The sequence below is a fragment of the Micrococcus sp. LASM2_SD2 genome, from assembly GCF_057364565.1.
The window spans coordinates 1-12,432 of record NZ_JBNFOB010000042.1; the positions used below are offsets into that span (position 1 = coordinate 1).

General features: G+C 71.5%; 11 protein-coding genes and 1 pseudogene. 3 read left to right on the forward strand and 9 right to left on the reverse strand.

Going from position 1 to position 12,432, the window contains the following annotated elements; all coding sequences use genetic code 11:
- Positions 1–209: 209 nt before the first annotated feature.
- The 6 genes from AC2W7A_RS04030 to rpsF all read right to left on the reverse strand — a co-directional run bounded on the left by AC2W7A_RS04030 (position 210) and on the right by rpsF (position 5,450).
- On the reverse strand, positions 210–1,673 hold the full coding sequence (locus AC2W7A_RS04030; protein ID WP_485990230.1) for an NAD(P)/FAD-dependent oxidoreductase: 1,464 nt from the start codon (positions 1,671–1,673) through the stop codon (positions 210–212).
- Positions 1,674–1,923: 250 nt separating this feature from the next.
- On the reverse strand, positions 1,924–3,150 hold the full coding sequence (locus AC2W7A_RS04035) for an MFS transporter (protein ID WP_485990231.1): 1,227 nt from the start codon (positions 3,148–3,150) through the stop codon (positions 1,924–1,926).
- A 461-nt stretch (positions 3,151–3,611) separates the two neighbouring features.
- Positions 3,612–4,076: a 50S ribosomal protein L9 gene (rplI, locus tag AC2W7A_RS04040; RefSeq protein WP_485990232.1), complete on the reverse strand. Its 465-nt coding sequence runs from the start codon at positions 4,074–4,076 to the stop codon at positions 3,612–3,614.
- The gene (rpsR, locus tag AC2W7A_RS04045; protein ID WP_485990233.1) at positions 4,058–4,345 is read right to left on the reverse strand and encodes a 30S ribosomal protein S18; all 288 of its coding nucleotides are present in this window, start codon (positions 4,343–4,345) and stop codon (positions 4,058–4,060) included. Before rpsR ends, rplI begins: the two co-directional genes overlap by 19 nt.
- A gap of 207 nt (positions 4,346–4,552) precedes the next feature.
- The gene (locus AC2W7A_RS04050; protein WP_485990234.1) at positions 4,553–5,047 is read right to left on the reverse strand and encodes a single-stranded DNA-binding protein; all 495 of its coding nucleotides are present in this window, start codon (positions 5,045–5,047) and stop codon (positions 4,553–4,555) included.
- 97 nt (positions 5,048–5,144) lie between these two features.
- A complete protein-coding gene (gene rpsF / locus AC2W7A_RS04055) occupies positions 5,145–5,450 on the reverse strand; it encodes a 30S ribosomal protein S6 (RefSeq protein ID WP_485990236.1) in 306 nt (101 codons plus the stop codon).
- 248 nt (positions 5,451–5,698) lie between these two features.
- Here rpsF and AC2W7A_RS04060 point away from each other — a divergent pair, with 248 nt between their 5' ends.
- Positions 5,699–6,328 (forward strand): DUF1697 domain-containing protein, encoded by a 630-nt coding sequence (locus AC2W7A_RS04060; RefSeq protein ID WP_485990237.1) that lies wholly within the window; start codon positions 5,699–5,701, stop codon positions 6,326–6,328.
- A 4-nt stretch (positions 6,329–6,332) separates the two neighbouring features.
- Here AC2W7A_RS04060 and AC2W7A_RS04065 read toward each other — a convergent pair.
- Positions 6,333–7,834, reverse strand: a pseudogene (locus AC2W7A_RS04065) (M18 family aminopeptidase).
- Positions 7,835–7,988: 154 nt separating this feature from the next.
- Here AC2W7A_RS04065 and AC2W7A_RS04070 point away from each other — a divergent pair.
- The gene (locus AC2W7A_RS04070) at positions 7,989–8,378 is read left to right on the forward strand and encodes a hypothetical protein (protein WP_485990238.1); all 390 of its coding nucleotides are present in this window, start codon (positions 7,989–7,991) and stop codon (positions 8,376–8,378) included.
- A 105-nt stretch (positions 8,379–8,483) separates the two neighbouring features.
- Here the strand turns inward: AC2W7A_RS04070 and AC2W7A_RS04075 are convergent, their stop codons facing one another.
- Positions 8,484–9,830 (reverse strand): glycosyltransferase family 87 protein, encoded by a 1,347-nt coding sequence (locus AC2W7A_RS04075; protein WP_485990239.1) that lies wholly within the window; start codon positions 9,828–9,830, stop codon positions 8,484–8,486.
- Positions 9,831–10,362: 532 nt separating this feature from the next.
- On the opposite strand from AC2W7A_RS04075, the gene AC2W7A_RS04080 reads away from it, so the two are divergent.
- The gene (locus AC2W7A_RS04080) at positions 10,363–11,448 is read left to right on the forward strand and encodes an inositol-3-phosphate synthase (RefSeq protein ID WP_485990240.1); all 1,086 of its coding nucleotides are present in this window, start codon (positions 10,363–10,365) and stop codon (positions 11,446–11,448) included.
- A gap of 191 nt (positions 11,449–11,639) precedes the next feature.
- Here AC2W7A_RS04080 and AC2W7A_RS04085 read toward each other — a convergent pair.
- Positions 11,640–12,432, reverse strand: a 793-nt coding sequence (locus AC2W7A_RS04085; protein WP_485990241.1) for an SGNH/GDSL hydrolase family protein, incomplete at its 5' end; no start/stop codon positions are given.

The following is a 12,432-nucleotide window of genomic DNA, read 5'->3' on the forward strand; positions in this document are numbered from 1 at the left end:
CTGCGCTGCCGCCCACGAGGGCGACGGCGGTCAGCAGGGCTGCGGGGCGACGCAGGCGTCGGATCGGCGCGGCGGGACTCTACACTCGGCCCGGGTGCGCCCCTCCGCTCTCCGTCCGGAGAGCCACCGGCACGACGACGGCCACGCACCCTGGCAGGGTGCGTGGCCGTCGTCGGGAAGCCCCCTCGTCAGGGGCTGTCAGGGGCGGGTCAGCCGAGCGGGATGCGGCCCTTCAGCTGCTCCGGATCCGCCACCGGGCTGTCCTTGGTCTGCCTCATCAGCTCCTCGGCCTTCGGGACGGAGTCCCAGACGTTCCAGAGCAGGACGCCGCGGACGGTGCCGCCGTCCACGTAGTAGACGACCGCCGTAGAGGGGTCCGGCTTCCCGGACTCGTCCTCGGCCAGGTCCACCACGGTGGTGTGCTCCGTGGTGATCTCGCCGATCGCCTCGTAGCCGGCCTCGAACAGGTCGCCCCAGAAGAACGGGGTGTGGGTGTAGGCCTCGGCCTTGCCGGCCATCGCCCTGCCCGCCGCCAGGCCCTGGGTCTCCGCGGCGTCCGCGTGCTCCACACGGCGCGCACCCAGCAGGGCGTCCGGGTAGCGGGCGATGTCACCGGCGGCGTAGACGTCCGGCGCGGAGGTCTGCAGGTGCTCGTCCACCACCACGCCGTCCTCCACGGTGAGGCCGGCGAACTCGGCGAGCTCGGTGCGCGGCTCCACGCCGAGGGCCAGGACCAGGCGGTCCGCGTTGAGCTCGGTACCGTCCTCCAGCGTCACGGTGAGCACGCCCGGGGCCCGCAGACCGTAGTCCGACGGGCGGGAGACGTTCTCCTCCTCCGGCTGCTCCTCGGCCTCGGCGGCGGCATCGTCGTCCTCCGCGTCCTCGTCCTTCGCCGGCTCCGGATCCTGCGGGATGTCCTCCTCGGTGGGCTCGGCCACGTGCTCGGACTCGGTGACCGAGGCGTAGCGGCCCTCCACCAGGGTCACGCCGCGCTCCTCGTAGTCCTTCTGCACGGCCTCGGCCAGCTCCTCCGGGAGCATGTGGGACAGCAGCGGCAGCCGCGGGGACACCAGCGTCACCTGGGCGCCCACGCCGGTCAGGGCCGCGGCGAGCTCGGTGCCGATGTACCCGCCGCCGACCACGACCACGCGGTCCGACTTGTGCACGGCCCCGTGCAGTCGGCGGAAGTCCGAGGCGGTGCGGTAGGTGTGCACGCGGGCGCCCACCTGGGTGTCCCCGGTGATCGGCTCCGAGCCCGTGGCCAGGAGCAGGGAGCCGTAGGAGACGGTCTTGTCCGCGATCACCAGGGTGTGGGCCTCAGGGTCCAGGTCCGAGACCTCCACGCCCAGCAGGTAGTGAGTGTCCACGTCCGGGGCAGCCGGCTCCTTCTCGTCCGTGGTCACCAGGGCCGAGCCCTGCACGGTGGCGTCCTCGTCCGACCACAGCGTCTTGGACAGGTCCGGACGGTAGACGGGCGCCGAGACGTCCTCGCTGACCACCGCGACGGTCCCCTCCGGGGACACCTCGCGGATGCCCTCCACGGCCTTCACCGCGGCCATGCCGCCGCCCACGATCACGTGGTCGTACCGGTCCTCCATGTACGGGCTCGCGATCGGCGCGCCGGTGGGGTCCAGCAACGGGGCGTTCGTGGTGGTCTCGTCCGTGGCAGCCATGGCTGTCCTCCTTCCACACGGGCCTCGCGTCTGGCCCGCGCACTCCAGGCGCCGCGGATCGGTGCGGCGCCGCATCCCGTCATCATGGAGCGATCCCGAGGACGGAGGGAACCCCTCGTTGACGGGGAAGTTCCCGGGAGGACGCCGAAGGTGGGCCACCAAGAGGGCGAGCCGGGGCGCGCAGCCAGGCGGCCGTCGTCGGGACGGAGGGGCGGACAGCCCCCACCCGCACAGCACGGGCCCGGCGCCCTCAGGCGGAGGGCCTGCGGGCCGCCGGCATGCGGCCATGGACCAGCCAGTAGTAGAGCATCAGCGAGGCCATGACCGCGGCGGAGAGCAGGTACGCGGTGCTCAGCCCGATCCCTGCGGCCACGGCACCCACCACGATCGGGCCGAGCCCGGTGGCGATGTCCAGCAGCAGGAAGTAGGTGCCGGTGGCCACGCCGAACTTCACCGGCGGCACCGACTGCACCGCCACGGTCTGGAACCCGCTGATCAGCGGCCCGTGGCTCAGCCCGAACAGCAGCCCGCTCACCAGCAGACCCGGGGCGGTCTGCCACTGGGACAGCAGCACGAACGCGGCCGCATAGCTGCCCAGCACCGGGAACGCGAGCACGTTGTCGCCCCGGCGGTCCTGCAGCGGCCCCAGGACGAAGCGGCCCAGCACCGTCCCCAGCGCGAAGAGCAGGAAGAACACGCTCGTCACCCCCGCACCGACGCCCATGTCCTGCGCATACCCGGCCAGGAACGCCAGGACGCCGCCGCCGTAGAGCATGCCCGCCGCCGCCGTGATCACCGAGATCGGGGCCGCCTCCGGGGCGAACACGCGCGCCGGCGTCAGCACGAAACGGCCCGTGGGCTCCGGTTCCGGGATCCGCTTCAGCGCGAGCCCGCAGGCCAGTGAGCCCAGCGTGATCACCGTGGCCGTCACGAACAGCCACTGGTAGCCGAAGCGGTCCACCACAAGGATCGCGGTCATCGGGCCGACGGCGCTCGAGGCCGTCATGGCCGTGGAGAACCAGCCGGTGCCCTCGGCCCGGCGCGACGGCGGGATGATGGACTGCACGGCCGTGGCCAGCACCGTGGCCCCGGCGCCGAAGCACATGCCCTGCACGAAGCGGACACCGATCAGCAGCGGCGCCGAGAACGCGATGAGGTAGGCGGCCGAGGACAGGACGTACACGACCATCGCCACGACCATCGAGCGGCGGCGGCCCCATGCCTCCATGGCCGGCGGCGTCACGATGCGCGTCACCACCGCACCCAGCACGAACGAGCCGGTGACCACCCCCGCCAGCGTGTCCGAGGCGCCGAACCGCTCCACCGCGTACAGCGCCATCGACGTCATCAGCAGGTAGAAGATCATCGAGACGAACAGGTAGCCGACCGAGACCAGCACGAAGTCACGGGTCCACAGCGGCGGCCGGGCGGCCGCGGGCGTCGGGGCGGCCGCGGGCGTCGGGGCGGATGCGGTCATGGGTCGTCTCCTCTCGGAGCTCGGGGGTGTGCGCGGCGGTGCGCGGGCAGGTGCACAGGGAAGGGCTCAGGGGAGCGACGCGGCGCAGTGTGCGACCACGCCCTGGAGAGAACCCTGCTCCGAGCATTCTGCTCCTGCCTCCCGGACGCGGCCCCGGACATGACGGCGGGAGAACCTCCGTCCTGGGACGCGGCCCCCGGAACAGGCTCCCTCCACGAATGGGCGAGAACACACCCGCTCAGGGTCGTGATCCGGGCGTTGAGAGGGTATGTCCTCACCAGTAGGCGTGGGGGTGGCGGGTCGCTGCCCAGCGTGGGAGGGGCGGCGGGTCAGTGCCGGCCGACAGGAGACGCGGTCCGGACACCCGGGCACGGCAGAGGGCCCCGGCACACACCTCGCGGTGTCTGCCGGGGCCCTCCGACTGACGGTCACATCACCGGTGACGGATCAGAAGCGGATGATCACTTCTTCTTCGTCTTGGCGGCCAGGACCTGCACCTCGACGTCGGCGACGACGTCCTCGTGCAGGCGCACCTGCGCCGTGTGGTGCCCCACGGCCTTGATGGCCTGCGGGATGGTGATGGAGCGCTTGTCCACGGAGCCGACGCCGGCGGCCTCGATGGCCTCGGCGATGTCGGCCTGCTTCACGGCGCCGAACAGGCGACCCTCGGCACCGGCGGTGCGCTCGAGCTGCACGGTGGTGTCCTGCAGCTTGGCGGCCAGGGCCTGGGCCTCCTCAAGGTTCGCCACGGCGCGGGCGGCGCGGGCGGCCTTGATCTGGTCGACCTGCTTCTCCCCGCCCTTGGTCCACACGGTGGCGAAACCGCGCGGGAGCAGGTAGTTGCGGGCGTAACCGTTCTTGACCTCGACCACGTCACCGGCAGCGCCGAGACCAGTCACCTCGTGGGTCAGGATGAGCTTTGCCATCTGGTGTACTTCCTCTCTCGACTCGCTCGATCAGCCGCGGCGGCGCCGGCGTAAGGCAGCAGGGCGACCTCACGGGCGTTCTTGATGGCCTGGGCGATCTTGCGCTGCTCCTGGACGGTCACGCCGGTCACACGGCGAGCGCGGATCTTGCCGCGGTCGGAGATGAACTTGCGCAGGAGGGCGACGTCCTTGTAGTCGACGACAGTGACGCCGGCGGCCTTCAGCGGGTTGGACTTCGGTTTGGGCTTACGGATGTCAGCCTTTGCCATCGTGGTGCTCCTTGTGTCTGGTGGAGCCCGCAGAACGGTTCTGCGGGATGGAACGCCTCCGGCCGTGTCACGGGCCGGTGGCGGGGGTGCCTCGCAACGGCGCCGCGAGGCGGGGAGTTGGGCCGGCGGTTCAGTGCCGACCTCCGGGCACACGGGCCCGGACGGTCAGATGTCCTGAGAGGATGCGTCCATGCCGGACGCGGCGGATCAGAACGGGGGCTCGTTGGAGGACGGGGTGTCCCAGCCTCCGCCGCCGCCACCGCCGGACCACGGGTCCTGCTGCGGAGCGGCGTTGCCGCCGCCCTGCTGGCCGCCGAAGCCGCCTCCGCCGCCACCGCGCTGCGAACGGGTCACCTTGGCGGTGGCGTAGCGCAGCGACGGGCCGACTTCGTCCACGTCCATCTCCCAGGAGGTGCGGTTGTTGCCGTCACGGTCCTGGAAGGAGCGGGCCTTCAGACGGCCCTGCGCGACGACGCGCATGCCCTTGGTCAGGGACTCCGCCACGTTCTCCGCAGCCTCACGCCAGATCGAGCAGCGCAGGAACAGGGTCTCCCCGTCCTTCCACTCGTTCGCCTGGCGGTCGAACGTGCGCGGCGTCGAGGCAACGGTGAAGTTGGCGACGGCCGCGCCGCTCGGGGTGAAGCGCAGCTCAGGGTCGGCAGTCAGGTTGCCGACCACGGTGATGACGGTCTCTCCGGCCATGGTCTCTCCTGTGTTCGCGATGGATCAGCGTCGATTCCGGCTCCCGGGGGAACCGGGGTGTGTGTCCGATGCTCTCAGGCCACCCGGACGCGGTAGGTCACTCGGCGGTGACCTTCTGCTCCTCCGGGCGGATGATCTTCGTGCGCAGGATGGTCTCGTTGATCGACAGCAGTCGGTCGAGCTCCTGGGACGTGGCCGGCTCCGAGGTGAAGTTGACGACCACGTAGATGGCCTCGGACTTCTTCTGGATCTCGTAGGCCATCTTGCGGCGACCCCACACGTCGACGTTGTCGACGGTGCCGCCGTCCTTGGTGATGACCTCAAGGTACTTCTTGAGGGTCGGCTCCACGGTGCGCTCGTCGACCTCAGGGTCGATCAGCACCATCAGCTCATAAGCACGCATGCGAACCCACCTCCTCTGGGCTTGCGGCCACGGTCTCTCCGTGGCAGGAGGTTCTGTGCTCGTCGTCCGCGTGTGGACCCGCACTCTTCGGCGGCACACAGACAACCTGCGCCACCCTACCATCGCGGCCGCCAGGACTTCAGGGCGAGACTGATCACAGACGCACAGACGAGAATGCACGCGACGGCGGGCGGCCGTCGTCGGCAAGGACCGACGCCGTAGGCCAACGGACGGACGAAGGAGGACCCATGGACCGCACCGAGCACCCCGACCACACCCACGTGCTGCTGCTGCGCGGCGTCAACGTGGGCGGACGCAACCGCGTGCCCAAGGCCGAGCTGGCCGAGCTCGCGGCCGAGGCCGGCGCCCAGGACGCCACCGTCCACCTGAACTCCGGGAACGTGCTGTGCCGCATCGGCGAACGGCACCCCGCGGCCGAGGTCGCACAGATGCTCGCCCGCCTGATCCTCGCCCGCCTGGACGTGGAGACCCCCGTGCACGAGGCGACCGCCGCGGAGATCGCCTCCCTGCTGGACGCCTGGGAGGCCAGTGACCTGGCACCCACCGCCAAGGAGGTCACAGACGGCCGCTTCCTCCCCCGTCAGGCGCACCTGGTCCTCCTGGACTCCGCACCGGACCCGGAGGACGCCGCCCGCCTTGAGTCGGAGGACTTCGGGGAGGATCGCTGCCTGGTGACCGGCCGCGGCGTCTGGATCCGCTACGCCGTGGACACCCGCTCCTCCAGGCTGACCCTGCCGCGGATCGAGCGGATCCTCGGCCGCTCCGGCACGGCCCGGAACCTCAACACCGTGAAGGTGCTGGCCGGGCGGCCGGAGCCCAAGAAGGACCTGCCGCGGATGGCGCCGCGCCGGGACTGACGGCTCAGACGCCGGAGTAGAACGCGTCCACGGTCCTCCCCATGTGCGCGATGTCCTCCACACCGCACATCTCGCGGGCCGAGTGCATGGACAGCAGGCCGATGCCCACGTCCACGGTGCGGATCCCCAGACGCGTGGCGGAGATCGGGCCGATGGTGGAGCCGCACGGGGAGTCGTTGTTGGAGACGAACTCCTGGAACGGCACCCCGGCCACCCCGGACCAGCGCGCGAACGCGGCCTCGCCGCCGGCGTCCGTGGCGTAGCGCTGGTTCGCGTTGATCTTCAGCAGCATGCCCTGGTTCACGCGCGGGTGGTTGGACGGGTCGTGGCGCTCGGCGTAGTTCGGGTGCACCAGGTGGCCGGTGTCCGCGGAGAGCAGCCAGGAGCCGTGGATCGAGCGAACACGGGCCTGCCCCTGGACGCCGAGGGCGGTCTGGATGCGGGAGACCATCTCCTCGAGGATCGGGCCTGCGGCGCCGGAACGAGAGGCCGAGCCGAGCTCCTCGTGGTCGAAGGCGGCGAGCATCGGGATGACCGGGGCCCGGCGGCCTCGCCGGCGATGCCGTCCGCCACCACGCCCGCGTACTCCACCGTGGTGCCGGCAGAGGCGGATTCCCCGGCCAGGCGCTCCAGCGCAACCAGGCCGGCGTGGGTGGAGGCCAGGTTGTCCAGGCGACCGGAGGCCAGGAACTCGCCGTGCGCGCCGAACAGGCCGGGGGCCTGGGCGTCGGCGACCATCACGTCATGGCCCGTGATCGCGTCACGCTCCACGCCGGCGGCCTCGGCCAGCACGGACAGCACGTCCGCGGAGAGGCGGGCCTGCAGCGGGTTCTCGTGCGGGTCGCGCTCCAGGGAGGACGCGCCGACGACCGGGTGCATGTGCTTCTGGCGCTGCAGCTGCAGGCCCTCGTTGACCTGGCGGTCCAGGTGGATGGCCAGCTGCGGGATGCGGCCGAGCGGGCCGGTGGCGGCCAGCACCTGCCGGCCGTCGGCGAGCGCGAGGCGGCCGGCGAACCGCAGCTCACGGTCCAGCCACGAGTTCAGCAGCGGCCCGCCGTAGACCTCCACGCCGGCCTGCGCCCAGCCGTCCGCGGTGACGGTGGAGTGGTTCGGCTTCAGCTTGAAGCCCGGGGAGTCCGTGTGGGTGCCCATGATGCGGAACACCGGCACGACGTCGGCGCCCTCGCCGCCGTCCTTCGCGTCGCCCTGGTCCGCGGCCTCACCGGAGGAGGACGACGAGGAGGTGGCGGACGAGGCGGAGGCGGCGGCCGTCGTCGGGATGACCCAGGCCATGGCGGCGCCGTCCCGGACCACGACGTAGCCACCGGGGGCCGACGGGAAGTCCCGGTGCTCGTCCAGGCGGGTGAACCCGACGGCCTCGAGGCGACGCGCCACCTCCTGAGCGGCGTGGTAGCTGGAGGGCGAGGCACGGACGAAGTCGGCCAGGTCCTGGATGTGCGCGGGCATTTCGCCCGGGGCTGCGGGGGTGGCGGAGGTCTCGGTCATGCTTCGACCGTACCGTGACCGTGCACACAGGCGCAGGGGCGGCGCGGGGAGGCGGTGAGGATGGAGGTCGGGGCGAAGGTGGGCGCCGCGGATACGGTGGTGCCGTCGGCGCAGTGGCCGGTGTGAGGGTGCGAGAGCGAGGAGCAGTCCCGGGATGGACGCGCAGATCTGGATCGTGGTGGCCGTGGGAGTGGCCCTGATGATCGGCTGGACCCTGGCCGGCTGGTGGATCGTGCGCATGGGATTCACCCGGGATCGGGACGCCGTGGGCCACCCGCACGCCGATGCCGACGCCCCGGAGCGGAATGTCCCCGTGCGGGCCGATGAGCAGGACGACCCCAACGCGATCTGGCGTGAGCAGATGAAGGCGGCGACCCTCGCCTCGGGTGCCCGCTGCGACTGCCCCGGTGCCCGTTCGCAGGCGGGAGTGGACCCGGCCACGCAGGCGGGAGTGGTCCCGGCCCGGGGCGGCGACGACGATGTCGAGCAGAGCGGCGTCGAACCCGACCCCGGCTGCCCGGTGCACCGCTGGGACTTCGCCTGAGCGATCCGGCACCGGCAACGGCAGGACCGACGATCGGTCACCGGATCGACGAGATTCTCTGCGATCCCATGACAAACCGTCGATGGTCCGGCGGGGCGCCCGCGCTCAGCGCCGCGGGGCGTCGTGGAGAGCGCCGGCCAGCGGGTCGGCGTCCAGGTCCACGCGAGTCGACGCAGCCCCCGGAGCAGACGGTCCGGCACCGTCGCGGCCGGTGGCATTCAGAGCCGCACCCTCCAGGCCACCACCGCCGCCAGCCGACTGCCGCACCAGGTCGTGCCGCGGGGCGAACATCTCCACCACCACGCGGCCGCACAGCCAGAGGACGGCCACCATGTGCGCGAGGATCGCCAGCACGTACACGGAGTCGTCCAGGGAGTGCTGCGGCTCGGAGCCGGAGGACCCCTTGGCCAGGTACATCCACACGGCGAAGAAGTGCAGGGCCTCGATCACCTGCCACACCCAGAAGTCCTTCCAGCGCGGCAGGGCCAGGGCCATCAGCGGGATCAGCCAGATCACGAACTGCGGCGAGTACACCTTGTTCGTCAGCACGAAGCCGGCCACCACCAGGAACGTCAGCTGCGCCAGCCGCGGTGGGTGCTTCGCCAGCACGCCCAGCAGGAACACCGCCGCGCACCACACGGCGAACACCCCGTAGACCACCAGGGACAGCGACTCCTCCGGGATGTACCGGCCCCCGAGGTCCGGGGCCATCACGTCCCAGGCGTGCCACACGCTGGACAGGCCCGGACCGCGCTCGGAGGAGAAGGTGAAGAACACCTTCCACGCCTCGACGTTGGTCAGCATCAGCGGCAGGTTCACCGCCAGCCACGCACCCACGGTGCCGGCCAGTACCTTGAGGAACGGCCCGAACCTCCGCGACCGCACCGCCAGGATCAGCAGGGGCCCGAGGATCAGCAGCGGGTAGATCTTCATGGCCGCCCCGAGCCCGAACAGCACGCCGGCCCAGCCCGGTTTGGAGCGGGCCCACACGTACATGCCCCAGGCCATGAGGGCCACCGCCCACATGTCCCAGTTGATGGTGCCCGCCAGGATCATGCCCGGGGCCACGGCCACCATGAGGCCGTCCCACCAGCGGCGCCCGGCCATCCGCACCGTCAGCACCGCGGTCGCGGCCCACAGCCCCACCACGAACACGCCGTTGACCAGCCAGAACGCGAGGGTCTCGTTGCCGCCGTCCGGCACCCACTGGGTGATCTGCGCGGCCACGGAGGCCACCAGGCTCATCAGCACCGGGTACTCGAAGTTCGAGCCGGCCGCGAACGGCGCCCACGCGTTGTCCGCGAACCCGCGCCCGCCGTAGAGCGCCGCCCAGTCCGAGTAGCAGCCGGCCAGGTACACGTTCGGGGCGCCCCAGCCGCGCACCAGGCAGGGGGCCTTCTGCAGCACGGTCGCCACAGCGGCCAGCCCCACCAGCAGCGCGGTCAGCGCCACCGGGGACGCCCACGCTCCGGTGCCCCGGCCCCAGCCGTTGGCGGCCAGGCCGCCCCGGCAGGGAGAACCGACCCTCGCCGCCGCCCGCAGCCGTCCCGACGTCGACTCGGTCGCCGACCCGGGCACGGTCGGTCCCGGCAGATCCGCTCGCCCGACCACACTCCTCGGCGAGGTACGCACCGCAGGTGCGTGCCGTCGTCGTGGCCTCCGGCTCCGCCGCACGGGTGACCGCGCTCACGGCAGACCCCCGCTCCTGTCCGCTCATGGCGAAGGAGCCGCCCGGCTCCGCACTGCCCGAATCCTGCGGCGCGGCGGCTCGGCGCGGCACAGGACGGCGTGCACGGGCGGGCCGCGGGGCCTTCGAGGGCTCAGAGGTCATGCCCACCATCCTAGGAACCGCCCCGGTCACCGGACCCGCCCCCACGCGCGGCGGGCGTAAACTGCACACAAGCTCAAAACCCCTGGGAACCAGGTACGCCCCTCGTGGCGTGCCCGCCTGCACGTGTGCCCGGGGAGACCTCGAGGAGAAGAAGTGGCAAAGAACCCCATCCGCGTCGCGATCGCCGGGCTCGGCAACTGCGCGACGTCCCTGATCCAGGGCGTCGAGTACTACAAGGACGCCAAGCCCGAGGACACCGTCCCGGGCCTGATGCACGTCCAGTTCGGCGACTACCACGTGTCCGACCTGGAGTTCGTGGCCGCGTTCGACGTGGATGCGGCGAAGGTCGGCCTGGACATCTCCGAGGCGATCCTGGCCTCGGAGAACAACACCATCAAGATCGCCGACGTCCCGCACACCGGCGTGAAGGTGCTGCGCGGCCCCACCCTGGACGGCCTCGGCAAGTACTACAAGGAGACCATCGAGGAGTCCGCCGAGGAGCCCGTGGACGTGGCCCAGGCGCTCAAGGACGCGAAGGTGGACGTGCTCGTCTCCTACCTGCCGGTGGGCTCCGAGGAGGCGGACAGGTTCTACGCGCAGGCCGCGATCGACGCGAAGGTCGCCTTCGTCAACGCCCTGCCGGTGTTCATCGCCGGCACCAAGGAGTGGGCGGACAGGTTCACCGAGGCCGGCGTGCCGATCGTGGGCGACGACATCAAGTCCCAGATCGGCGCCACCATCACCCACCGCGTGATGGCCAAGCTGTTCGAGGACCGCGGCGTCACCCTGGACCGCACCTACCAGCTGAACGTGGGCGGCAACATGGACTTCAAGAACATGCTCGAGCGCGAGCGCCTGGAGTCTAAGAAGATCTCGAAGACCCAGGCCGTCACCTCCAACACGAAGGCGCAGCTGGGCGAGAAGGACGTGCACATCGGCCCGTCGGACTACGTGGCCTGGCTGGACGACCGCAAGTGGGCATTCGTACGCCTGGAGGGCCGCAACTTCGGCGACGCCCCGGTGTCCCTGGAGTACAAGCTCGAGGTCTGGGACTCCCCGAACTCGGCCGGCGTGATCATCGACGCCGTGCGCGCCGCGAAGATCGCCCTGGACCGCGGCGTGGGCGGCCCGATCCTCTCGGCCTCCTCCTACTTCATGAAGTCCCCGCCGGTGCAGCACCACGACGAGGAGGCACACGAGCTCGTGGAGGCCTTCATCCGCGGTGACATCGAGCGCTGACCCGCCTTCAGGCCCTCACCGGCCTGAGTCCTCACCGAGGGCTTCACGACGACAGCCCCTCACCTTCGCAGGTGAGGGGCCGTTCGCATGTGCCCGGGCTTCCTCCGCAGCGGCGGTGATGCGGGCTGCAGTGGCGCTGCGGTCCGCAGAGCGGCCGGATAGACCGGTCGGAGGCGGCCGCTCTGCGGACCTCAGCGCTCGGCGGTGTCCACGCCCAGGCGCTCGTCGATGGTGCGGCGGATCAGCTGGGCGAACACCTGCTGCCCGTTCTGGCGCGGGTGCACCTTGTCCGGGGCGAACTCGCGCACGTACTTCGAGGCGGCGTCCCAGTCGGCCACCACCACCTGCTCGCGGTGCGCCTCGGACAGCTTCGTCATCTGCTCCTGGACGCCCGGGACCCACTCCGGCGGGCCGTGCGGGATCACCACCACCAGCAGGCGGTCCTCGCCGAGGGAGTCGAGGATGCGGTCCCAGTCCGAGTCCTTGGTGGCGCCGTTGGTGCCGAGGGCCACCACGGTGATGGGCCGCAGCTCGCCCTTGGCCTCCATCTCCTCGACCTGGTCCGCGGCGTCCCAGAGCTGGTGGCCGACCTCGGCCTCGATGCGGATGCCCGGCATCTGCTTGAGCAGCTCGGTGGCGGAGGACAGGGCCACGGAGTCGCCGAGCAGGGCGATGTCCTCGCCCAGCACGGACGGCGGCAGGGACTCGGCGAGCTCCTGCTCCGTGAACTCCGGGCGCAGGACCTGCGGGTCCCCCAGGCCCAGCTCGTCACCGGAGGGCGGGGCGGACCCACCGTCGGAGGGCTCGGCGGTGCCGTCCGAGGGCTCGGACGAGCTGCCGGACCCGCCGGACTCCTGCTGCTCCTGCCGCCGGGACTCGGCGGCGGCGGACGCCTCGGGCCAGGGGCGGACTGCTGCCCGGCCTCGGCCTCGCGGAGGGGCCCTCCTCGGCGGCCGCGATCTCCTGCTGGAGCCTGGTCTCCCT